Below are 24,324 nucleotides of genomic sequence, written 5' to 3' on the forward strand. Positions count from 1 at the left end.
GCTTATAAATTAATGTACACGGAGCCGACCACAGTAGATTAATATGCTAATGCATAAGCGGAAGTTAACATTGTTTGTATAAACATAATCATCTGTAACATTTAGTGGTTCCCCGTCGCGATAGCTTTGTAAGTACATGAAAACTATATTATTACTTACAGGATGCCTTTATCTGGCATTCACTAATGTTGTGACCGCTCAAACCGTCGGCAGGCAAAGGGTAATCTCTGTTGATTTGAACGACGTAAAGGGGCCGCTTCCGCAAAGCTCCAATTTGTGTGTAGGTGCCGGACGTGCCAATGAAGGGCTGCGCGCCGACTGGCAAAGACAATTGAAAATGGTACATGATGAATGCGGGTTCAGATATATCCGCTTCCATGGTCTGCTGTCGGACGATATGGGCGTTTATTTTGAAGATAAGGGGAAGCCTGTTTACAATTGGCAGTATATAGATGAGTTATTTGATTTCCTGCTGCGAATAAAAATGAAGCCGTTCGTCGAAGTAGGCTTTATGCCAGGCTGGCTGGCCAGCGGGAGCAACACTATATTTTGGTGGAGGGGAAATGTTACGCCACCCAACAATTATCAAAAATGGGATGATCTTATCAAAGCGATGGTAAAGCATTGGGTGCAACGGTATGGTGAAGATGAGGTGGCCAACTGGTACTTTGAGATCTGGAACGAGCCGAACCTGAAAGGTGGTTTCTTTACCGGGGATCAGCAGGACTATTTCAAACTCTACCGCGAAACGGCCATTGCTATAAAAAGCGTCTCAAAAAAATTCAGGGTTGGCGGACCTGCTACCGCGGGAAATGCCTGGGTTCCTGAGATGATCAATTTTTGCCAGCAGAATTCAGCTCCTATTGATTTTATCAGCACACACGATTATGGGGTAAAACAAGGTTTCCTGGATGCCAACGGCCAGGGCGGCACCGTAATCGATCGGGACAGGAACGTCATTTCCAATCACATGAAAGGAACCAGGCAGACTATACGATCTTCCGCTTTGTCGAATTTGGAATTGCATTACACTGAATGGAGCGCCTCCTATTCGCCTGCCGACCCGATTCACGACAGCTATCACGAAGCTGCATATATTTTAAACACCGTAAAGCAGGCCGCCCCCTATATAAATTCAATGTCTTACTGGACATTTACCGATATATTTGAAGAAGCCGGGCCGAGAAGTACTCCCTTTCATGGCGGCTTTGGGTTGGTCAATTACGAGGATCTTAAAAAGCCTGCATACTATGCTTTCAAATACCTCAATCAGCTTGGCAAAACAGAACTTAAAACTGCCGATTCAAGCGCGATTATTTGTAAGGATAAAAACGGAGTACAAGCGTTACTGTGGAATTTTACTATCGACCATCCCGGCGATAGTGTGCATAACGATGTTTTTTACAAAAGAAATCTCCCATCAAAGGAACTGCCACCTGTAAATTTCAAAATTAAGGGCCTCAAACCCGGAAAGTACACTGTCGACATTTACAAAACAGGATATGGCGTAAATGACATTTATACTGCCTATTATAAAATGGGCTCGCCTTCACAACTGACACGAGAGCAGGTAGGCGAACTTAAAAAGCAGAATTCGGAAAAGCCGATTAGTACGAGGGTTGTGGTTGTGAACAACACTGGACGGCTTGAAGAAAATATTTCACTCAGGCAAAATGATGTGATTTTTATGAAGATTAGCCGAATTATTTAAAATGAAAAGAATGATAGTGCTACTCATTATCATACAGGCGTATGTATTAACTGTCTCTTGGGATCCCGGTAAAGCAAGCCATGTGTTTGACCGGGTCAATACGGAGGCCTGTCGTGACCCCGGGGAAACCAATACCCTTCACCTCATTCGGCAAATGCTATTACGATTCTTGGATTTCTACCGAATAAATTGTATTTTTAACATAAGTCATTTGGAATCAAAAAGTTGCAAATTCATTGTGGAAAATTCGGGAATTGCCACATTTGCAAATTTGTAAGATATTGAAAATAAATACATTATCGGAATAGGCTCGAGTCCCGTCCATTTACTCACTTCTTATCGACCATTATTTAAATTTCCCCTTAAACGTTTTGGTGCGGCTAAATCGTGATGGAAAAAACTTCCATTGGCCAGAATGACTTTATGGCACCGTTTACCGACGCGGCGGGCAACCGGATAGCTTTGCTTTCGATGGGTTAAGCATTTGGGTGGAAGACAGATCGCGACTTTTTGATACAATCAAATTAATTCAGCTGACGGTAATTGCTCGGCGAATGTCCGGTTTTAGCGCGGAACACCCGGGCAAAGTGCGAAGGGTGTTCAAATCCCAGCCGGTAAGCGATCTCGCTGACGGTGGCGTCGCTACCCCAAAGCAGGTCCTTGGCTCTATCGATCATGGCCAGGTGGATATGTTCGATGGTGGTTTTCCCGGTGAACTTTTGCAGCAGGTCGGCGAGGTAATTGCTGGAAAGATGAAGTCTTTCGGCAAAATAACCTACCTCGGGCAGCCCGGTATCGATCAGCGTATCCTGGGCGAAATAATCTTTAAGCAACTGCTCAAAACGCTGCACGACATCGGCATTGATTTTGGCGCGGGTATAGAACTGCCGGTCATAAAAGCGGTCGCAGTAATTGAGCAGTAATTCAATATTGCTGATCAATAAACGCTGGGTATGCTTGTCTGTGCCCTGCCGGCATTCCCGGTCGATCTTGTCCAGGCAATCTTTCAGCAGGCCCTTTTCCTCCTCGGACACATGCAGCGCCTCGTTCACCTCGTAATGAAAAAAATGATAATCCTGCATGCGTTTAGCCAGTGGCGTACCATACAACAAGTCCGGGTGGATAAACAGCGCCCAGCCTTTATCCACGCTGACCTCCGGGCCTGCGGCGATCGGCTGGTTAGGCGCGGTAAAAAGCAGTGAGCCGCTGCTGAAATCATAATGCCCGCGGCCGTACTTCAGCTGGCCTTCCATCTGCTTGCAGGAAATAGTGTAAAAGCCGAACCGGTACGTCGTCTGCTCGCGCGGCCGCAGCGCATAAAAGTCGGTATGGTCCGGTATGACACTGACCAGCGGGTGTCGCGGCTCCGGCATCTGCATAAAACGGCTCAACTCGCTGATCGATTCAAAATGATGAAACCTGTCCGGCTTTTGCATGGCTAAAGATACGCTTAACCGGCCAATTGAGCAGTCATCATGTGTTTGAAAGCCGCATCATCCATTTGCGCGCGCGCTTCCAGCAATTGTTTGCCGTGCGCATCGGTGGGATAACGCAACTGCTCGGTTCCGTCGGTGGCGGCAGCGAAGATCGCTTCGGCCACCTCGCCGATATTTTCTGAAAGCGGCCAGGTTTCCAGCTTAGCGGCGAATTGATCGAAAGCCTGTTGATAATCTTCGATACCGCCCGCGCCGTAATAATCCATGGAACGACTGACGAAATCGGTCTTGTAACCGCCCGGCTCGACAATCTTCAGCCGGATACCGAGCGGATTGAGCTCATACTGCAGCGATTCGGTTAGCCCCTCTACGGCGAACTTGGTTGCATGGTATAGCGTAGAGAACGGAAAGGTCAGCCGTCCGCCTACGGAGGACACGTTGATGATGGTACCCGAACGCTGTTTGCGCATGACCGGCAAAACTCCCTGGGTAACCTGGATCAGGCCGATCAGATTGGTGTCAACCTGGCGGCGAATGACCTCGGCCGACGCCGCTTCCAGTGCGCCCAGGGTGCCGTAACCGGCATTATTGACCAGCACATCGATGCGGCCGAAGCGTTTAAGGGTGCTTTCGACGGCCGCCTGGATGCTGGTCACGTCCGTTACATCAAGTCGAACGACGAACACATGATCAAGTAGTTGCAATTCCTGGTCTTTTTCCGGCGAACGCATGGTCGCTATCACGTTCCAGCCCTGCCGGTGGAACAGTTGTACGGCGGCTCTTCCAAACCCGGAAGAAGCGCCGGTTATGAATACGGTGTTTTTCATAACCCAAAGTTCCGCCGTTAACTGCAGACACGCGAATACATTTCACGGAACTCCGGATACATTTCACGGATCAGGCAGGATGTGCCCATGAAGCGCATTAACGAAACATCTAACCTAGCCGGCTCAGGGTTTTCCCAGATACCCCCAGATAATCTTTCAGCAAACTCTTCAAAAGCAAGACCCGGCAGTCGCCCCCGGGGAGTTCAGGGCAGCATTAAACTGAGCGCCGGGGCTTACACGGCAGGCAGCTGGCTTTTACGGCTGGCGACGATCCGCTGCCGGTGCTGGATCCCCCACTCCTTGAGTTCATGCAAGACCTTACGCAGACTGCGGCTGTAGGGCATCAGTTCATAGGTGACGGTGACCGGTGTGGTCGGCAGCACACGGCGCACCACGAATTCGTTCAGCTCCAGTTCCTTGAGTTCTTTAGTGAGCACCTTGGCCGTTATATCGCCTAAGGAACGCTGAATCTCTTTAAAACGCTTCGGCCCCTCCGTCAGCGTGAAGATCAGCGGCAGCTTCCATTTGCCGTTCAATACATAAAGCGCGTCCCGAATGCCATTTACGCCTTCGATACAGGCATTTTCAGCGCAGGGATGTGCCTCTCCAAGTCCATTGGTCAGATCCGATTTCATGGCTCAAAGGTACACAGTATCCCGAACGATACCGGTATCCTCCGGGAAACTCCTATCTTTTTGATACCCCGTACGGGTAGGTTTGCAGTGTTAAAAAAAAAGCAAACATGAAAAAGATATTGCATATCATTTCCAGTCCCAAAGGCGAAAACTCCTACAGTATCAAGCTGGGCAACGCCATCATCGACAAAATAAAAGCAGCCAGCCCGGACAGTACCGTTCAGGTGCATGACCTGACCAAACATCCTTTTCCTCACCTGGAAGAGGCCACACTGGCGGCATTCTATACACCCGCCTCCGAACAAACCACGGCCACCAAAGCAGCCCTCCGGCATTCTGATGAAGCCATTGCGGAACTGATGGCAGCGGATCTGATCGTGATCGGTGCTCCCTTATGGAATTTTAGTATCCCGTCGGTACTCAAAGCCTGGATCGATCACATCGCCCGCGCAGGGGTCACTTTTAAATACAGTGAGGCCGGCGCCGAAGGCTTAGTGAAAGGTAAAACCGTGTATGTCGCCATGGCTTCGGGCGGGGTCTATTCCAGCGGCCCCTATCAGGTCTACGACTTCGTCTCCACCTACCTGAAAAGTGTACTCGGTTTTATGGGCATGACCGATCTCAAGATTTTCCGGGCAGAGGGCGTGGCCTATCCGGGACAGGCGGAAGCCGCCCTGCAAAAAGGACTGGACAGTATCGAGCTCTGACCAACTAAAAAGGAGAACGACTGGCGATCGTTCTCCTTTGATTTCATTAAACCTATTGCCTGGTGGCTATGCGTTGTGCCGGGATTGCCTTTTAATTTTCCGCTGCGTTATAAACTGGTAAACCGACCCTGCAATAAATAGCATGAAAATAACAAGCAGTGTTTTCGCTATAATAGGGTCTGTAGGTGCCTTTGCAAGTGGATGTCCGACCGGAACACGGGTCAATGTTTCATTAACCGTAGGGACCCAGGATAAGAAAAAACTAAAAGACAAAAGGAAATTCTCGAAAAACCGGGCTCTTGTATTCCCCTGTTTTCTTAAATGAAGAAGGTAAGCGATTCCAACCAACACCACGATGAACAGGGCAAAAATATGACCGGCATTGAAGCCGCCATGTTTGGATATACCTAAAGCTGTTAACGAAGTAACAACCGTTGTATAAAAATAGATCCTGCCGGTACTATGACTTAAGTTTATTTTACCGAACCTGATATAGGATATCACAGCGGCAATAATGGCCGTGATGCCTATGATCGTATGAAATATGCCTAAATTAGATAAGCCCATTTTAATAAAAATTGAGGAGTGATGTAATGAAACAAAGGATTAAGATGCCAAGGTGGCGTCCGAACTGATCGGTATGTTCAACACTTTTGAGATCAAACAATTTTTCTCTGCACCGCTTACGATGGCCTCAAATTCTGCTACATCAACTCCCGGTACAACGCCTGTAATAGCAAGATGGATACTTTTAATAGCCACATCTTCCATTAATAAAGTGGCTTCAGTATCCAGGGATGCAGGGTTGAATCCTTTTTCTGTTAACCCCAGGCTAACTGCCATGGTAAAACATCCGGCATGTGCCGCGGCCAACAATTCTTCCGGATTAGTCCCATTTTCTTCCCCTGTAAAACGGGTTTTAAAACTGTAATTGGTTTGATTTAAAATTTCGCTTTGGGTAGTTAACCGGCCTTTACCATCTCTAACTGTGCCTTCCCAATGTGCTTTTGCTGTGCGTTTCATATTGTTTATGCTTTAAATTTTGATTGTCGATATTGACAATACAAAGGTGCAGCGCAGCCGGGAAACGCGTTTTGTAATTCAGGTCAACTACTTGGCAATTTGGTTCAGCCGGTAATGGGTTGGCGAGACGTGGTATTTATCATGAAAGCTTTTGGTAAAGTTAGCCAGATCATTAAACCCGCATTGATAGGCAACGTCAGCAATGCGGTTATCAAAAGCCAAAAGCAGTTCGGCGGCTTTCTCCAGCTTTTTGTTTTTGATATAATTTGCTGGCGTATCGTTGTATAATTTGGCAAACTCTCTTTTAAATGACGAAACGCTCAAGTTGGTTTTTTGCGCCAATTCTTCAATGTTGATCTGGGCGAACAGATGGGCTTCGATAACTTGTTTGAAGGAAAATTTTGCAGGAGAAAAAAGCTGGGACAAAATAACCTGGACGGTTTCAGCCTGCTGCGTTTGGGATAATAAAAGAATGATCTCCTTCAATTTTAAGATCATGATCTCCTCATTGACCAATGCGGGGTTCTCAAAATAAAAGAGCAGCCCCTCAATATACTTCTGGATCAGGTAATCATTGCTGATCTTGCCGTGCGATTGATTGGAAACGGATCTGCCCGGTTGAATAATAGCGGGGAGTTCTCTTTCGTAGATCTTCTTTAAAATTTCCGGGTGAAAAGTAACGATGACCACTTCGCCCGCGCTGGCGTCTCCGGTGTTACGAATTTGTTTCCCGGAGTCGAGGCAATTCAATAATAACGAGTGATTAACAGGAATATCCGTTTGGTCATCCTCAAACTTAAACCGCATTTCGCCCTGCAAAACATATAAAAAGCAGGCACGTTCTTCTACCGGGAAATCATAGGCAAAGGGCGGTTTTACCACCACCTTTTGGAGGAAAGGCTTTCCCAGCAGATCGATCTTTTTATAGTTACTTTGCATTTTCTTAAATACTCCCATCGGGGCTGTAAATTCGAATGGCTAAAATACCGAAAAAAAGCGGATGCTTGCGCCCCGGTCATACTACCAGCGAAGGCGCTTTGCCGAACTTCTGTTTGAACGCACGCGAGAAATGCGCCAGACTTTCAAAACCCAGGTCCAGGTAGATCGCCGATGGCCTTTGCTGCTGCCCGATCAGCCGGTGCGCCTCAGTCAGTCGTTTTTCCTTCAGCCAGCGCCGCGGCGGCATACCGAACAATTGCCGGAAATCACGTTTGAATGCCGCAAGGCTCCGGCCCGTCATCCGCGCAAACTCTTCCAGCGGTAGATTAAAATGATAATTGGCCAGCATGAAACGCTCCAGGTCGATCTTATGCGGTGCGGCGAAATTGAACAGAAAGTCACGCAGCCCCGGCAGGGTGTGCAGGAGGAGTTTAACACCTTCCTTTACCTTTAGTAAGCCCATTTGTTCGTTCAGGGTACCCGCGGCGCTTCGCGTATAAGGTAAGATGGACTGGAAATAACCTTGCAGGTATTCATTAGAAGGGATCGGGATATTGGGCGGCCCATCGTACGGATGCCCGGCATCCAGATGTTCCTCCAGCGCGATCTGTCGCAGCAAGGGTTCCTGCAGGGAGATCACGATACTTTCATAGGAGCCGCAGTCAAGCGGTTTCTTGGTCAGTGTCCCCAACTGGTTGCGGCCCACCAGTAAAAGTTCGCCGGCATTGACCACCAGCGTCTGCCTGGCAGTGACCAGGTTCAGTTGCCCCGAAACCATCAGAACAAACGTGTGGTGGTTCCAGAAGCAAACCTTATCCTTTCTTTCAGAAGAAAGATAGGAATAGAAGATCACACCGGGCAGTATCTCGTTGGGATTGACCATTAACGCTGTAAATAGGTGCCGCCTAAAATAGCACCGGGAGCAAAAGTAGTGTTTAACCGGTTCATTTCCTCCGGGGTCAGTTGGATGGCCATGGCTGCCATATTCTCCGGTAAACGGGTCCGCCTGCTCATACTCACCAGCGGCATGATGTGTTCGCCCTGCGCATTCACCCAGGCAATCGCCAATTGGGTTGGCGTAACGCCTCTGGCCACAGCCAGGTCTTTCAGCACCTCCACTTTCTCCAAATTCTTTACCAGATTATCTCCCTGAAAGCGCGAAAAATGGGTATGATAACTACCCGGTGGCAGGGGCGCTTTCATATCGCCGGTCAGCAGGCCCTCAGCCGTATTGGCAAAAGCGACCATGGCAACGTCCAGCTCCTTGGCAACCGGTAACAGTTCGCTTTCGATCTGGCGGTCGGCCAGCGAGTAACCAATCTCCAGAGCGCTGATAGGATACACCGCATGGGCCTGCCGCAACTGCCCGGGCGTGATCTCCGAAACCCCGATATAACGCACCTTGCCTTCTTTGATCAGATCGGCAATGGTGCCGATAATATCTTCCACCGGTACGCTGCCGTCCATCCGGCAGGGCTGGTACAGGTCGATGTGATCCGCACCCAAACGCACCAGTGAATAATTGATAAAATTTTTGATCGCGACAGGCCTCAGGTCCAGGCCTAACCAGGCACCATTATGAAATATCGCCCCGAATTTGACGCTGATAAAAGCGTCATCACGGCGGCCTTTAATCGCTTTGCCCACCAGCAGTTCATTATGGCCCGCACCGTAAAAATCGCCGGTATTCAAAAAGTTGATACCGTTGTCTAACGCTTTTTGGATCGTCGCGATCGCTTCCTGCTCATCCGGCGCCTGGCTGCCCCAGACGGACGACATGCGCATACAGCCCAAACCCAGTTTGGACACTAAAGGGCCGTTCTGGCCCAAATGTATTCTTTTAATGGCTTCCATAGTGATACAAAGGTCACTTAAACATAGCGCGGGGATTTATCTCTACGGCTCAATTTTATTGACCGGAAAGCTCATGTTTTGCTTTGCGCCGGTCGCATTATAGCATAAAATAAATTGAGGCGATTTCCATACAATAACGAGTTCGCTTATCCAAATTCTTCATAATTCGTCCGGTTTGTAACCAATCCTGATTCTTGGCATATCGGTCTCCTTTTTATCGACAAGCTCATCGAGATACCGAAATACTATTTCCATATTTTTATCTTGATTATCGATTTAAGATTTAATTTTTTCAATCTCGAGCCTCAATTCCGTATTGTCCAGAAGCCTTTGGCGAATTTTAGTAAAGATTTTCATTACTTGAATATTTACTTGTATTGCTCTGTCGCTGTTAAGAACACTTGAAAGCATAAGAACACCATGTTCAGTGAACGCAAAGGGTAAAACTCGTCGCCCGCCACGCCCTTTCTTTGACATCACAAATTGTGATGTCAAAGAGGAATATTCATTTTCCGACAGCTGGAACATGAAATCAGATGGGAATCGTTTTAAATTTCTGTTCACTGATTGATTTAAAACGCGTGTTTCAATATTGTACAACTCTGCCAAATCGCTTGCCAGCATAACTTTTTGACCTCGTATATAATATATTTGGTTCATAATGATTTCATCAGGTATAAATTGATCTTCCATTTTTATGATTCTATAAATTTCAGTTGCCTTCAAGGGGCCTAAATGGCCCCCTTGAAGGCTGAATAAATTAACTTACAGCGTACTTCTGTTTCAAGAGTGCCATATCCTTACTCACTTTCAAATCTAAAACCTTCGCATAATGCTGCGTTGTTTTGATACTGGTGTGACCTAACATTTTACTAACACTTTCAATCGGAACTCCATTGGATAGCGTTACAGTAGTAGCAAAAGTGTGCCTTGCCATGTGAAAGGTAAGCGTTTTATTAATCCCGCATATATCTGCTATCTCTTTTAAGTAACTGTTCATTCTTTGATTACTTAAGACAGGTAAAACAAGATTTTTATTAACGCATTGCGGATGATCTGCGTACTTGCCGATAATGTCGACCGCAATCCCCAAGAGAGGTATCCTCGAACTTGTTTCTGTTTTTTGCCTCGTTGTAAATATCCATTGGTCGCCGTCGACGCCTTTAGCAATTTGGTGCCTTTCAAGTTTCTGAACATCAGCGTAGCACAAACCTGTGTAACAGCAGAACACAAATACGTCTCTGACTTGTCTGAGCCTTTCAATAGTTATGCTCTTGACGACAATTGCCTCCAATTCCTCAGACATCAAAAACTCTTTCGCTTTCGCTTTTGCCTTTGATCTGTAGTTGATAAAAGGATTATCGGATAGCAATTGGTTAGCCAGGCAATAGTTGACAATTTTTTTTAAATGCTTTACATATTTAGCCGCAGATACCCACTGCACTTACACACCGTTTTCAAGTAGAATTCATAATTAACGATAAAGGCGTGGCTTAATTTCTTGATGTCTATATCGCTTTTCCCAAATTGATACAGAACGAATGCCGACAAATGCTTAAAAGAGCTTCGATAACTTTTAAGGGTATTGGCTTCAAAGCCGTTACCAATTAAAGTCTTCATACGTTCATTATGCTCACTAAATAATTCAACGATAAAATTTGTCTTTTCGGAACGGCCAGTAAACTGATCCCGTAACCTGTCTGCGGTGACCTCTTCTCCGGCGGCTAACAATTGTTGGTGTGCGTTAAATATCTTACCCTGCAGGGTGTCCAAATAGCTATTTAAAGCCCTTATTTCTGATTTACTGCCAATTCCTCGACCCGCATGACTATTCCATACGGACGGTTCGCAATCCCTCCCCGCAGAGACTTCTACGCGCTTCCCGTTAACAGTAATGCGCATATAAATAGGCTTAGGCCCCGACTCATAGATTTTTTGCTTTTTCAAGTAAAAAAGCAGACTGAAATTCATTTTCATAATTACAAGCATTAAAAAGTGAAACAAATGTAGGCTTGCAGCTAATCTGCATCAAGATGTTCACCACTTGAACATGTTGAATATCAACGTATTAATGCAAAATTCGGTGAGTAGTAGTCCCGCCTGAAAGTACTCACCGAATTACTCACCTTTTTAGTGTGATTTGGTGCATTTTTTGGCGTTTTGACCAAAAAACAAAAGCCTGCAATCATTTGATTTGCAGGCTTTTACCATTTTTTGATATTGATTTCAGTGGTCCCGACGAGAATCGAACTCATATCTAGAGTTTAGGAAACTCCTATTCTATCCGTTGAACTACGGGACCATTTCGAATGTGCAGATGTGCAGATATGCAAATTCTAAGGTACAAATGTGCAAAATATTGATGAAATTATCAGGCTTAAAATGTCAAACCGGACACATATCCGAACATTTTACATCTGTACATCTGCATATTTACTCATTTGCACATCAAAAAAATCACCTAACAACAGAACCATTATGCAGATCATCGGCAGGTTGTACAAAGCTTAACTTGCCTTCGCTGTCCTCTGCCATCAGGATCATTCCCTGCGACAGGATGCCCTTTATTTCCCTCGGCTCCAGGTTAACCAGTATGCTAACCCTTTTACCGATGATGGCTTCAGGCTCGTATTGTTCGGCAAGGCCGGATACTACCGTGCGCTGATCGATACCGGTATCAATGGTCAATTTGAGCAGCTTTTTCGTTTTCGCAACTTTTTCTGCCGTCAGTATCGTACCTATACGGATATCCATGGTGGCGAATGCCTCGTAGCTGATATTCTCCTTAGGTTCGGGTACGTGGATAGTTTTAGCCTGGGCGGACTGCTGCTTTTTTGATTCAAGCTTAGCAATCTGGGCCTCTATCGGGCCGTCTTCTACCTTTTCAAACAACAAGGCAGCCGGGTTCAACTGATGTCCCGACGGGAAGACCACCTCTTCATCAAAACCTATCTGGTCTGTTGGCCAGTTCAGCATGTTCAATGTCTTTTTCGCTGTTCCAGGTAAAAAAGGCTGCAAACATGCAGCCAGGTGACCTATCAGCACCAAACAGTTATGCAGGGTTTTACGCGCATCATCAGGGTCTGTCTTTATGGTCTTCCAGGGTTCCTTTTCGGTCAGGTATTTGTTGCCGAGCCGCGCAATATCCATCACGGTTTGCATACCCTGCCTGAATTTGTACGTTTCGATGCTGCGCTCCAGTTCGTCATAAAGTCTGCCTAACTCGTTGTCGATAGCGGGTTCATCCAAAACTATATTACCATCAGCGTTTTCAACTTTTCCGTCAAAAAATTTGTGCATCAGGATCATTACCCTGTTTACAAAGTTGCCTAAAATTGCCACCAGCTCATTATTCACTCTTGCCTGGTAATCTTTCCAGGTAAATTCGCTGTCACTTGTTTCGGGCAGAATAGATGTCAAAACATAACGCAACTCATCCTGCTTGCCGGGGAACTCCTCCAGGTATTCATGCAGCCAAACCGCATGGTTACGGGAGGTGGATAGTTTATCACCCTCTAAATTCAGAAATTCATTGGCAGGTACATTTTGCGGCAAAATGTATTCGCCGTGTGCTTTTAAAATTGCAGGGAAAATAATGCAATGGAAAACAATATTATCCTTGCCGATGAAATGAATCAGGCAGGCGTTATCTTCTTCTTTATCCTGTTTTTTCCAGTATAATTTCCAGTCTTTATTGTGATCGGTAGCCCATTGTTTGGTAGCCGAAATATAGCCTATGGGGGCGTCCATCCAAACGTATAGTTTTTTGCCTTTTGCTTCTTCCAGCGGAACATCTATACCCCAATCCAGGTCGCGTGTCATCGACCGCGGCTGCAGACCCGACTTGAGCCACGATTTGCATTGGCCAAATACGTTCACCTTCCATTCGCCTTCCTTTTCGTCTATCCACTTCTCCAGCCAGGGCTGATATTTATCCAATGGCAGATACCAGTGTTTGGTGAGTTTCAAAATTGGAGCTTTCCCGCTCAGCGTTGATACGGGATTGATCAGATCAGTAGGATTAAGCGATGTACCGCAATTTTCGCATTGGTCGCCATAAGCGTTGGGATTACTGCAATTGGGGCAGGTGCCCGTAATGTACCGGTCGGCTAAAAACTGCTGAAAATCCTCATCAAAATATTGTTCCGAAAGCTTCTCTACAAATTCGTCCTTTTCGTACAGGTTCAGAAAAAACTCCTGCGACAGATCGTGATGAATAGGCGACGATGTACGATGATAAATATCGAAGGCTATGCCGAAATCCTCAAAGCTTTGTTTTATCTGCTTGTGATATTTATCAATAATGGCCTGCGGGGTAGTGCCCTCTTTTTTGGCTTTAATGGTGATGGCGGCGCCATGCTCATCCGAGCCGCAAATGTATACCACGTCCTGCTTTTTAAGGCGCAGGTAACGCACAAAAATATCGGCAGGCAAATATGCCCCTGCCAGGTGACCAATGTGCAATGGGCCATTGGCGTAGGGCAAGGCCGATGTAATAGTATAGCGTTTAAATTTATTAAGTTGTGACATTGTATTAAATTGCGTCCGATCCGCCCGGTTGACGGATTGCAAAGATAATTTATTTTAGCCGGAAAGACCGGACGTCCGGACGTCCGAAAGATTTTCTGTTTGAATAAACCAGGTTAACCGTAAGTTTTTATGATCAGCTATGCATGAACCCACCGATTTTTCCAGGCTCCCGGACTTTCCGGCTTCCGGACTAACACCCCCGTTTTTAAAAAAGGGTGATCAGATAGCCATCACCTGCCCGGCAAAAAAGCTCCCAAAGCCGATGGACGACGCCGTGGCCCTTTTAGAATCATGGGGGCTTAAAGTGATTTTGGGTGAAACGCTGAATGCATCTTATCACCAGTTTGCCGGAGACGACGACCTGCGTGCACACGACCTGCAAAGATTTATCGACGACGATAGTATTAAAGCCATCATAGCCGCGCGCGGCGGGTACGGCACCATCCGGATGATAGATAAAGTTGACTTCAGCAATTTCAAAAAAAACCCAAAATGGCTGGTTGGCTTCAGCGATATTACCGTATTGCATGCGCACATTTATAAAAATTATAATACGCAAACCATTCATGGGCAAATGCCGGTAACGGTGCCCGATGCTTCAAAATATTCTTTAGAGACCCTGAGAAAAGCATTGTTCGGCGAAACGTTCGGTTATCAATTCGATTCACATCAGTTAAATAGGGATGGAACGGGTACAGGCACGCTGGCTGGTGGAAATTTGAGCCTGCTGGTGGCTGTGCTTGGTTCGGTATCCGACTATGAATATGATGGGAAAATACTTTTCATTGAAGATGTGGGCGAATACCTGTATTCTGTCGACCGGATGGTGCGCACGCTTGACCGTGCCGGCAAACTGAAAAACCTGGCGGGTCTGGTAGTTGGCGGATTTACCGAGCTAAAGGATAACGACATCCCTTTCGGGCAATCTGTTCCGGAAATTGTAATGGAGGTAGTTAAAAATTACAATTACCCGGCGTGTTTCGATTTCCCGGCCGGGCACATACCCGACAATCAATCGCTGATATTGGGGAAAACGCTAACTTTATCAGTAAATAAAAATCATGTGGAAGCCGTTTACAAATGAATATAAATCACCTTTAAACGGCAGGCACCCATCTCTCATCGCTAACTAACTAATCACTAATATGACACTATTTGGCACTTTAGGAAATTACAAAAACTTCGGACTACTTATCATACGCCTTGGCCTGGGCGGTATGTTTATTTACCATGGCTGGCCCCTGCTGACCGGCGGCGTAAAAACGTGGGAAGGTTTGGGGGAATCTACAAAATATGTCGGCATTCACTTTTTACCCGTAGTTTGGGGGCTGCTGGCAGCGCTGGTTGAAACTGCCGGAGGTTTTCTTGTCATCATAGGACTGGCCTTCAGACCGGTTTGCCTGTTATTGGTTATCACCCTTGTTGTTGCGGCTTTTTCTCACTTCGGTAAAGGTGGCAACCTTGGCGATGCCGCACAAGCCATAGAAACCGCCGTTATGTTTGCAGGGCTCCTTTTCCTTGGCCCGGGTAAATACAGCGCCGATAAGAAATAGAAGTTACCTAATACAGCAAACGCGGCTTTGGGGCCGCATCGTGCTGTTTTCAGAGGGACATATTTTATACTACTGGTTCATATAGGCGCCCAGTTTTGTCAGATAAGCATCGTCAATTCTACCTGAATTATCCGATAAGTATTTGTTGATCTTATCTGCTTCCTTAGCAAAATCTGCTTTAAGTGATTTCTTCTTAAGTGACAATTCCATGTGTTTGTTTGCCTGCACATCTACCACAAAATAATCTGCATCATCCACAAATTCGTCATAATCGTGGCCGTGGGGTGCAGCGCCATTGTTCACATAATCGGATCGAACAAACTTCGTTTTTATAAGCTTGTATATTTTGTATTTCGGACCGGTAGCTATTACCTGCAAAAAATGTGATTGATTAATAGCGGTGTCTTTTTCAAAGTCAAAGCGAGCACCAACCGGACTGTATAACGTAAATCCCTTTATACGATCCCAATCAACCAGTTCTATCGACTTTGGGTCCTTAGCTAATAAAAGGCCCCCTCTTATCTTGTCGAAGTTTAGCAGGTTATCAGAATTGTAAACAATGTTGCCCGATGGCTCTACAATAAATCCGTGTGCAAAAAACTCAAAAAAATACTGGCTTCCAACCAGATTCCCTTTTTGATGACCAGGTGCAATTTGCCCCCCCATACGGAGTGTTGTTACATCAACTTCATCCACCTTATTTACAACCTGCGCCGCTACCGTATCCGATGCCTTAACCGCGCCAGGGTTGGTTTCTTTTAAAACCACCTGTAAACCTGAGCCGCCCTTATCCATCTGAAGCGTCTCGTCCTTATAACCAGGTAAGGCAAACTGCAGTTTCGAATCGGGCTGTGCTTTGATGTTAAAATTTCCTAGTGAATCTGTCAGGGCGGCATTTTTATGTTGAGCATCCAATACAAATACATAACGTAAAGGGTTCCCTTTATCGTCTTTTACCGAGCCGGTCGCTGTTGTAACCTGCGCCGATGCAATATGTGCCGCTGATAAGGCTAAAAGGCACAGTAGAAAAATTTTCTTCATATTAATAATTTCGCCTCCAATATAATATCTTAAAAATATTGCGGCAACAATAAATTAAATTTTTAGTTTAACAATTGTGTTACAAAAAAAACCGTCCAAATATGGACGGTTTTTTTATTGTTAATGTATAACCGCTACTCTATGGCTTATAGAAGTAGTCAGTAATATCCCTGGTCGCAGTTGTCCAATTCAATTTGAGCAAACCGTGTACCACCTCATCGTAAGTGTACTTATGAGTAGGATCATAATTTACAAGTACAGGATGTTTTACCAATGTCAGACCGTTGGCAACCAATATATTCTGGATGTCATCTGCATTTAGGTCGACTGCAAAATCCGAATATGTACCATCGCTGTTTTTAGTGAAGGTAACTTCATAACGGATGGTTTGCGTAAAATAACCCGAATTCATTTCAAATTGTGTCGGTGTAACAGGGAATAATGTAGTGGTTTCACCAACAAAGTTGCCTGCTGCGGGTATGCGTGTATAATCCCACAGGTAAGCGCCTGCAAAATCATTACCAATAAAGTGATAATAATGAACACCCAGATTCCCGCTTATCGTATAACCACCTGTTGTACTTGCGATCTTTATAGGTAGCATATAGCTCTTTGAAGGATCAAGCAAATTTTTATAAAAGGTTACGGATGTTACGGCATACTGTTTACCGGACGGTACGGTCACTTCTGTAGTAGTGAACGAGTATGCTTCACTTGGCATTGGTTCATAATGAACTGCGCCACCTAACGCATTATAGGAATCCACTAAAGAAAAATCAACCGCCAACGTAACTTTTGTATCTGTCGTTGGTGGGTTAGCCGTAGCCACATTGACGGAGAACTGCCTTACAATTGTTCCGTTTTCGTCGTCAGCCGGAGCTTCGGTGATAGCATCACCGCCAAAATAAGCCTGACCGCTAAAAGGCATATTAACCACATTTCCAGCCTTGCTGAAATCTACGTACCGGGGGTCCTTAAGACATGAGCTTAAACTAAGCGCCGTCATGGCCAAAAGTAGTGTGGAAATAAAATATAATCTCTTTTTCATTGTCTTTAAAATTATTGGGCCCAAAATATTTTGCTTGTGAATACGTCTATCGTTCCCTCTTTAGCCAAATTGGTTGGGTTTGTAGTCAATTCAGAAAGTGGATATCCAATTCTTGTCGGATATGTAGCAGATATTGCAGCAGGGTCAATTGAAGATGGGTGAGCCGGGAAACCAGTTCTAAGATATTCATTCCATGCTTCAAAGTTGAACAAGCTAGTTAGCGATATCCACTTTTGGGTAATAATAGCCTGCTCTTTATTACCTGAAGAAGCCCAGCTAACATTAGCAATATCCTGGTTGTAATACGTAGCTGCCTGGGCAGGCGTTAAACCGAGTTGAACGAACGAGGCTGTTATACCAGCTTCGTACAACGTTTTTGCATCGCCGGTAATATAGCCTTTGTTTGCTGCTTCGGCCTGCAGGAACAGCGACTCGGCCCCTGAAAACAACAATGCGTTCTGCGAAGGCGACTGTAACAGCCCCGGACCCTGAGCACTTGTGTAAGAGTTTGATAATACTCCGGGGTCACCGAAAATATTACCGTGTACCCTTAGTGTTGCGTCGCTGGACGAAGTAGGAACCAAAGTAAACAATCTAGGAAGGCGGGGGTCGTTAAAGTTGGTAAGCATAGTTACCTCAAAATTATTCGCCCTGTAATAAACGTTCCCAAATACCGGGTTACCCGATGCATCAAAACCATAATTACCATAAAATGGATTTTGCTTGCCGTTTGTATTTGAATAACCTGGATTTGCTTGTGCATCAAGGGAACCATCAAGATAACCTTCTGATTGAGTAGCGGCAAGATCTGTTACCAATGCATCACCGGGAGTCTTTGTACTAACGCGAATTGCCAGGCGAAGTTTTAAAGAGTTAGCAAGTTTTTTCCAACCCGTCATGTTGCCATGGAAAACGATGTCTGCGGCGCTCGGTTTGGGAGCAGAAGCAGGCGCACCATTGATCAATGCGATAGCTGCATCCAATTGTTTGCCCAGATCCTCATAGATATCTGCTCCCTTATCATAAGCAGGGAACAGGATTGTAGAAGGCTGGAATGCCTGGCTGTAAGGTATATTATTATAATCATCAACCAAATGCTGAAAACCATACGCTTTCATGATCTTGGCTATAGCCTGATAATTCGCCAGATCAGGAGTGGAAGATAAATTTTCCAGGTTATTATAATTTGTCAGGTTTGAATACCAGTTACCCCAATCACCGGCAAACGAATTGTTGGTAAACTGGAATTGATTAATAGACTGGTTTGGAACATAGTTACCACTGGTGGTCCAAAAACCCGCCCACACTCCAAAATGATTGTAATTGGTCTCGACAATGGCTACCGAATTGTTCAAAGCAGCTGACAATGTCAGATCCGGTGTTGTCACAGATGGAGTATTGGGGTTGACCTCAAGACTCAAAAAGTCTTTTTTACATCCGGAAATGCCCGCCGTAAAAAATGCTGCTACAATTAAAATATATTTTTTCATCTCTTTACTTCAATTAAAAGGTTAATTTAAGATCAGCCCCAAATATCCTTGTGCCCGGCAATTGGTTAACGTTGTTTACACCAGGTGTATTTCCGTTAGCGCCACCGTTCGAGAACTCGGGATCGGTCCATGGATTACTTTTCGGAACCCAGATAAACAGGTTACGGCCGGTTAATGCAAAGGTTGCTCCTTTTATAAATTTACTTTGTTTTACAAATTGGTCTAACCTGAATGCAAGGTTAATCTCACGCAATTTCCAGAAAGCACCGCTTGATACAAACGGACTGTTTGTGCTTGGGAATGATGAACCCTGCCAGAAACCGTAGTTACCATTCACCACGTTCACGTTAGTATTAGGCGTGTAAACGCCGGGTGAAGTTTGGATAACTGAGTTTGGATAAATGAAAGGCTGACGGCCGGCAGAAGCTGACTGGTAAGATGAACCAGCGAACGTCATAGTACCACCGATCTGGTTAAACACTACATCGCCGCCACGGTATTCGAACAATCCGGACAAGCTAACAAATTTGTAGCTAAATGTCGGGTGTACGCTGAATACATATTCAGGTGTGGTTCTTCCGAAGGTAGTCAATACTCCTGAGTTCTGGATAGGATAACCAGTAGTACCACTAACCACCACATGACCTTGGCCGTCACGAAGGAAGTCTGTACCTCTTAACAGCGGGAATGGCTGGCCAACAATGGCGTATTGGTTATTACCAAGGCTCAACTGATTAACCCCAGGCAACAACGAAACAACTTTCGATTCGTTTTGCGAGAAGTTAACTTCCATGGTGAACCCAAAGTGGTTAGCCGCCTGTGTCAAAATGTCTCCTTTTACCTGGAGTTCATTACCAGTTGACTGTGTTTCGCCGATATTGATCAGCGTTGAGTTGTAACCTGTAGTAATAGATGTGCCTATGTATACTGTCTGGTTTTTATCCCGTTGCTGATAATGGCTATAGTTAAAATACAAGCGATTGTTAAATAAGCCAACCTCTCCACCAACTTCAATTTCACGGGTCAGCTCAGGTTTCAGTGATGAACTGAAGTTGGTTGTACTTGCTACCAACCCTCCAAGCGATCCGTACGGGAAACCGCCAGCCAATAGATAGTTGTTATTGATTTGGTACGCACCGATATTGATGTTACCCACCTGGCTCACTGATCCGTATATTTTAGCAAAGCTCAGTATTTTATTATCCCTCAAAGCTGCGAACGCGTCCGTAGGTACGAACGACAGTTTAACTGAAGGGTAGTTGAATGAGCGCTGTGCTTTTGCAAGGCGCGAATCCTGTTCGTTACGGAAGGTAGCTTCAAGGTTTAACCATCCTTTATAGCTAACGTTCAAGTCGGCAAAATAAGCGATTTGCCTTTGTCTTACTTCAAACTCTGCAGCCTGGATCAAACCACCGATATAATTAATGTTATACAGATCTTTTATAAGCAATTGGTTGCTTCCTGTAAACTGCCCTTTCTGAAATGTTTGATAAATGGTGTTACCCACGATCAATTCCGTCTTAAAGTCTTTAAAGAAAGTATGATGCAAGTCGATAACAGCGTCACCTTCTATGCGGTCGGGGTTGTTAATAGTACCGTCACCATAGGTAAAATAGTCATATACGCTACCTAATGATTTACCGCTTGTAAAACCTGAAGCAGTATTGCCGGCGCCCCAATAATCGTTGATGCCGTAAGGAGTGAAGTCAACTTCCTGTTTGGTTATCCTATCACGGAAGTTACCAAAGTTATCGGATATCTGGTAGCTTGCTGACAACCAATCGGTAGGCTCTAACTTTAATTTGATCTGCGATAAAATTTGATCTCTTACATAGTTGTCCCTTGCATGTTTAAGTATCCAGTATGGGTTAATTGCATAAGCATCATAAAAATTGCTTGCATTGCCTATATCTGAATCCGGGTCTGAATAATTCTTGATATTCAAAAAGGCCGGCCATTGCAATATCGATGAATAAAGATCGGCGGCGCCCGCATTTGTTACAAAGCTTCCCGGTATACCAAAGATATTATTATTGTGCAGATAAGTACTTACCGTAGTTTTGGTATAACTTACTGAATAATCAGCCGAGAAAATACCGTAAGTACGGTGTCCCCTAACGCTAAAAGCATCTTTTATATTTTTGTCATCCGGCACAACAGTTGTCCTGTAAGCATTCTGCGCAGACATGTAGAACGAATTCTTAGCATCACCCTGTTGGTAAGAAATATCATTCTGCTCAGTATAACCAGTCTGGAAGAACTGTTTTATCGGGTTGGTTTTCAGGGCCGAATAAGTTGCGGTAATAATTCTGCCATCATGTGTAGCACCTAAAAAACCTGCTGCGCTGTCCAGGGGAGCACCTACCTGTACGGTTGATCCGTCAAAACGCGGGCCATACAATTGGTTCTCATAAGGAACATACTGTGAAGCGCCGGTAATCGGATCGATGTAGTTTGGTTCGCCGCCGAATGGACCGAAACTGTTCTGTAATTTTGGATAGAACGCTACCTTTTCAAGCTGGAATGAGTTTTGGTAGGTAATAACCGGCTTCCCATCATTTGTTCCCCTCTTAGAGGTGATCAGGATAGCGCCGTTAGATGCCTGTGAACCATAAAGAGCCGCAGCGCCCGCACCCTTCAGGATGGTAACGTCAGCAATATCGTTAGGGTTAAGCGCGCCAATAGTTTGGCTCGGTACCGGAACACCGTCAACAACGATCAACGCACCATTGTTCCCTTCTAACGAACGGAAACCGCGAAGGTTGATCGAGATCTGAGGATCAACACCGTTATCCAGCGTAAAGATACCCAAACCGGCAACTTTACCTGTCAAACCCTGTGCAACGTTGGTAACGTTGGTTTGGGTCAGTTCTTTAGGAGTAATGGTTGCTGCTGCATAACCTAATTCCTTTGCCTGGTGCCTGATGCCCAGTGAAGTGGTTACCACAACCTCGCCCAACTGGTTTGCTGATGAAACCAATACCACATTAATGGTAGATTGATTACCTACGGCAATTGTTTGGGTGGTGTAGCCCACAAAGGAAACCTGGATTGAGGAACCTGGTGGCACACTTAGTGAATACTTACCGGCTGAGTTAGATACTGTAACTACAGTCGAATTCTTCACCTTTACTGTGGCTCCCGGAATGGGAAGGCCATCCTCTTTGGCCGTAACCGTACCTGTAATAGTACGGTTTTGTGCAAATACCTGCGTTACGCATAACATCAGAAAGCACAAACTTACTAGTAGAAGTTTTTTCATTTCGTTAATAATAAGATCAGTTAATAGTTAATTAAAGATAAAAGTAGTGTTACATTATTAAAAAGTCAAATAAAATCTTACAAAAACATGTTTTTTTCGAAAAAAAGACTCTTTCGTATATAAAAGTTAATAATTTTAGTACTATGTATTGCATAATACAATTTAAAACATATATCTTTGTGATATGATTGTCGAAAATACACAAACGCAAATGAGGAAAGGTGTTTTGGAATATTGCATTCTTTCCATTATAGCAAAGGGCGAAATATATGCTTCAGATATTATAGCTGAACTTAAGAAGGCCCAATTGCTTGTTGTTGAGGGAACTTTGTATCCTTTACTAACCCGATTAAAGAACAACGGACTCCTTAGCTATAACTGGGTCGAGTCAACGTCGGGGCCGCCACGAAAATATTACGTCCTGTCGGACGAGGGTAAAAATGTTTTGGAACAATTGGACAAAACCTGGCAGGAACTGGCATTTGCCGTCCAAACATCTATCGGAGAGAGAAAGGTGAAAACAGAAAGGTAAAAGCATTTTGCTTAACGACTAATGACCCAATGACATTTAAGAAACAAAGATCATGAACAAAACAATTATCATAAATATAAACGGTATAGTATTTCACATCGAGGAAGATGCTTATGAAATACTGAAAAACTACATGACGGACGTAAAACGTCATTTTATGAATTCGGCCGATAGCCTGGAAATAACTACCGATATAGAAAACCGCATTGCCGAGATGTTTAACGAACTGCTTGCAGGCGAAAACAAACAGGTTATTGTGGAGCAGGATGTAAACTCAGTTATCGGCCAGATGGGTACCGTTGAAGATTTTGAAAAATCTGAAATGGATACCGAGCCTACTTTCAGCGATACCTATTATAGCAGTACCAGCTCGCGCAGGTTGTTCCGCGACCCGGACGACCACCTGTTGGGCGGTGTAGCCGCCGGCATTGCCAATTATTTTGATGTCGACGTGGTATGGATACGCCTGGCGTTTGCCCTTTCGTTCCTCTTTGCAGGCACCGGCATCATACTGTATGTCATACTATGGATAGTGATACCCAAAGCTGTTACCCGGGCCGACCGTATGGCCATGAAGGGTGAGAAGCTGAACCTTCAGGGTTTTAAAAAGAATTTTGAAGAAGAACTGGGCAGCATGCGCAATAACCTGTCCAACTTCCACCACGAGGCACGGCCTTTTGTTTACAAGGCGCGTGATTTTACAGGCGACTTTGTGCACCACCTGGGTACATTTTTTAGCGGGGCGGCGAAAGTGCTGCTAAAGCTCATCGGCATAGCCCTTATATTAACCTGTGCCGGCTTCCTGGTTTTCTTTACCGTTGCGTTCATCGCATTACTAAGCGTGGGCTATTTCGGACCGTTTCATGACCTGCCCTATGAAATACTTCGTCATCACCATGCCGACTACATATTTATAGCAGCCTTTGTGGTTGTAGTTGTTCCGCTTGTCAGTATCATGATGCTGGTGCTAAAAAGCATATTTAATGTAGGCAGCATCAGCCGCTCGGGCGGTACAGCGGCGCTTATCATCTGGCTCTGCGCAGTGGGCGCCTTTGTATACAATGTGGTTGGAATTGCTTCAGAGTTCAGGTCGCATGCCAGCGTTGTTGAGACCATAGCGTTAACGCCGACAAAGAACAATGTTTACTATATCAAACTGAACGACCTGAAATATTTCTCGGCTGAGGACAGCGTAAGATTGAACATCAAAAACCTTTCGCCAAATATGAAGGTTGCCGACGATGATGATAACGACTTCCAAAGTTTTTATCACCGCAACATCAGGCTTAATATTGAAACCAGCGATTCAGGTCAGCCGGTGTTGATCAAATCATCTCGGGCAAGGGGTCCTTATTACGAAGATGCCTTTAACAACGCACGCAGTATCAAGTATATATTCAGCCAGCAGGACACGGTACTCAAATTCGATCAGCGGTTTTATGGAAAAAACGACGAATTATGGCATGACGAAGAGATCGATCTTACGCTCAAGCTACCTAAAAATGCCAAAGTGGTTATTGACCACGATGTGGACAGGATTGCGAACTTCAGCATTCATGATTGCAACGAGATCAATAAAAAGGATTATGATAAAGTAACCGATGCCACGTTTGTGATGACCGACAACGGCATACAGTGCAAAGTAGATACACTGGTAACCGATACTATTATAAGGAAGCACCTGCCGGTTGACAGTTCGAAGATCAAATAATGATATAAAGATTCATGAGCTGCCG

At 45.0% G+C, this 24,324-nt stretch carries 22 protein-coding genes and 1 tRNA gene; 6 read left to right on the forward strand and 17 right to left on the reverse strand.

Annotated features, from left to right (window positions below; translation table 11 throughout):
• Positions 1-136: 136 nt before the first annotated feature.
• Entirely contained in the window at positions 137-1,711 is a 1,575-nt protein-coding gene (locus FRZ54_RS02910) for a GH39 family glycosyl hydrolase (RefSeq protein WP_147030155.1), read from the forward strand.
• 524 nt (positions 1,712-2,235) lie between these two features.
• Here the strand turns inward: FRZ54_RS02910 and FRZ54_RS02915 are convergent.
• From FRZ54_RS02915 to FRZ54_RS02925, 3 genes are all read right to left on the reverse strand, one after another.
• Complete coding sequence (locus FRZ54_RS02915) at positions 2,236-3,147, reverse strand: helix-turn-helix domain-containing protein (protein WP_147030156.1); 912 nt, start codon at positions 3,145-3,147, stop codon at positions 2,236-2,238.
• A gap of 14 nt (positions 3,148-3,161) precedes the next feature.
• Positions 3,162-3,974 carry an SDR family oxidoreductase gene (locus FRZ54_RS02920; protein ID WP_147030157.1) on the reverse strand — a complete coding sequence of 271 codons (813 nt, stop codon included), beginning with the start codon at positions 3,972-3,974 and terminating at the stop codon, positions 3,162-3,164.
• Between the two features lie 233 nt (positions 3,975-4,207).
• Positions 4,208-4,609, reverse strand: coding sequence for a winged helix-turn-helix transcriptional regulator (locus tag FRZ54_RS02925; RefSeq protein WP_147030158.1), 402 nt, complete (start codon positions 4,607-4,609; stop codon positions 4,208-4,210).
• A 107-nt stretch (positions 4,610-4,716) separates the two neighbouring features.
• On the opposite strand from FRZ54_RS02925, the gene FRZ54_RS02930 reads away from it, so the two are divergent.
• Entirely contained in the window at positions 4,717-5,316 is a 600-nt protein-coding gene (locus tag FRZ54_RS02930; RefSeq protein WP_147030159.1) for an FMN-dependent NADH-azoreductase, read from the forward strand.
• Positions 5,317-5,382: 66 nt separating this feature from the next.
• Here FRZ54_RS02930 and FRZ54_RS02935 read toward each other — a convergent pair whose 3' ends face one another.
• From FRZ54_RS02935 to metG, 10 genes are all read right to left on the reverse strand, one after another.
• Positions 5,383-5,883, reverse strand: coding sequence for a hypothetical protein (locus tag FRZ54_RS02935; RefSeq protein ID WP_147030160.1), 501 nt, complete (start codon positions 5,881-5,883; stop codon positions 5,383-5,385).
• Between the two features lie 39 nt (positions 5,884-5,922).
• Entirely contained in the window at positions 5,923-6,339 is a 417-nt protein-coding gene (locus FRZ54_RS02940; RefSeq protein WP_147030161.1) for an OsmC family peroxiredoxin, read from the reverse strand.
• Positions 6,340-6,426: 87 nt separating this feature from the next.
• On the reverse strand, positions 6,427-7,278 hold the full coding sequence (locus FRZ54_RS02945) for a helix-turn-helix domain-containing protein (RefSeq protein ID WP_147030162.1): 852 nt from the start codon (positions 7,276-7,278) through the stop codon (positions 6,427-6,429).
• Between the two features lie 76 nt (positions 7,279-7,354).
• Positions 7,355-8,161 (reverse strand): helix-turn-helix domain-containing protein, encoded by an 807-nt coding sequence (locus FRZ54_RS02950; protein ID WP_147030163.1) that lies wholly within the window; start codon positions 8,159-8,161, stop codon positions 7,355-7,357.
• Positions 8,161-9,132: an aldo/keto reductase gene (locus FRZ54_RS02955; RefSeq protein ID WP_147030164.1), complete on the reverse strand. Its 972-nt coding sequence runs from the start codon at positions 9,130-9,132 to the stop codon at positions 8,161-8,163. The genes FRZ54_RS02950 and FRZ54_RS02955 overlap by 1 nt, the downstream gene beginning before the upstream one ends.
• Before the next feature lie 276 nt (positions 9,133-9,408).
• Positions 9,409-9,825: an ORF6N domain-containing protein gene (locus tag FRZ54_RS02960; protein WP_228462608.1), complete on the reverse strand. Its 417-nt coding sequence runs from the start codon at positions 9,823-9,825 to the stop codon at positions 9,409-9,411.
• Positions 9,826-9,892: 67 nt separating this feature from the next.
• Entirely contained in the window at positions 9,893-10,576 is a 684-nt protein-coding gene (locus FRZ54_RS24870) for a site-specific integrase (RefSeq protein WP_317131601.1), read from the reverse strand.
• Positions 10,546-11,109, reverse strand: a complete 564-nt coding sequence (locus FRZ54_RS24875; protein ID WP_317131602.1) for a phage integrase SAM-like domain-containing protein — start codon at positions 11,107-11,109, stop codon at positions 10,546-10,548. Before FRZ54_RS24875 ends, FRZ54_RS24870 begins: the two co-directional genes overlap by 31 nt.
• 253 nt (positions 11,110-11,362) lie before the next feature.
• Positions 11,363-11,434: transfer RNA gene (locus FRZ54_RS02970), tRNA-Arg, on the reverse strand.
• Positions 11,435-11,589: 155 nt separating this feature from the next.
• Positions 11,590-13,662: a methionine--tRNA ligase gene (gene metG / locus FRZ54_RS02975; protein WP_147030165.1), complete on the reverse strand. Its 2,073-nt coding sequence runs from the start codon at positions 13,660-13,662 to the stop codon at positions 11,590-11,592.
• A 139-nt stretch (positions 13,663-13,801) separates the two neighbouring features.
• Here metG and FRZ54_RS02980 point away from each other — a divergent pair, with 139 nt between their 5' ends.
• Together FRZ54_RS02980 and FRZ54_RS02985 are read left to right on the forward strand one after the other, a co-directional pair.
• Entirely contained in the window at positions 13,802-14,746 is a 945-nt protein-coding gene (locus tag FRZ54_RS02980) for a S66 peptidase family protein (RefSeq protein ID WP_147030166.1), read from the forward strand.
• Between the two features lie 61 nt (positions 14,747-14,807).
• On the forward strand, positions 14,808-15,215 hold the full coding sequence (locus tag FRZ54_RS02985; protein WP_147030167.1) for a DoxX family protein: 408 nt from the start codon (positions 14,808-14,810) through the stop codon (positions 15,213-15,215).
• A gap of 69 nt (positions 15,216-15,284) precedes the next feature.
• Here the strand turns inward: FRZ54_RS02985 and FRZ54_RS02990 are convergent, their stop codons facing one another.
• The 4 genes from FRZ54_RS02990 to FRZ54_RS03005 form a co-directional block, all read right to left on the reverse strand.
• A complete protein-coding gene (locus FRZ54_RS02990; protein ID WP_147030168.1) occupies positions 15,285-16,256 on the reverse strand; it encodes a hypothetical protein in 972 nt (323 codons plus the stop codon).
• Positions 16,257-16,395: 139 nt separating this feature from the next.
• A complete protein-coding gene (locus FRZ54_RS02995; RefSeq protein ID WP_147030169.1) occupies positions 16,396-17,304 on the reverse strand; it encodes a DUF1735 domain-containing protein in 909 nt (302 codons plus the stop codon).
• 11 nt (positions 17,305-17,315) lie between these two features.
• Entirely contained in the window at positions 17,316-18,794 is a 1,479-nt protein-coding gene (locus tag FRZ54_RS03000) for a SusD/RagB family nutrient-binding outer membrane lipoprotein (RefSeq protein WP_147030170.1), read from the reverse strand.
• A gap of 13 nt (positions 18,795-18,807) precedes the next feature.
• The gene (locus FRZ54_RS03005) at positions 18,808-22,056 is read right to left on the reverse strand and encodes a SusC/RagA family TonB-linked outer membrane protein (RefSeq protein WP_147030171.1); all 3,249 of its coding nucleotides are present in this window, start codon (positions 22,054-22,056) and stop codon (positions 18,808-18,810) included.
• A 184-nt stretch (positions 22,057-22,240) separates the two neighbouring features.
• Between FRZ54_RS03005 and FRZ54_RS03010 the strand changes: the two genes are divergently transcribed.
• Together FRZ54_RS03010 and FRZ54_RS03015 are read left to right on the forward strand one after the other, a co-directional pair.
• Positions 22,241-22,588, forward strand: a complete 348-nt coding sequence (locus FRZ54_RS03010; RefSeq protein ID WP_147030172.1) for a PadR family transcriptional regulator — start codon at positions 22,241-22,243, stop codon at positions 22,586-22,588.
• 52 nt (positions 22,589-22,640) lie between these two features.
• Positions 22,641-24,299 carry a PspC domain-containing protein gene (locus tag FRZ54_RS03015; protein WP_147030173.1) on the forward strand — a complete coding sequence of 553 codons (1,659 nt, stop codon included), beginning with the start codon at positions 22,641-22,643 and terminating at the stop codon, positions 24,297-24,299.
• Positions 24,300-24,324 lie beyond the last annotated feature (25 nt).

Source organism: Mucilaginibacter ginsenosidivorans, from assembly GCF_007971025.1.
Taxonomy (GTDB): Bacteria; Bacteroidota; Bacteroidia; order Sphingobacteriales; family Sphingobacteriaceae; genus Mucilaginibacter; species Mucilaginibacter ginsenosidivorans.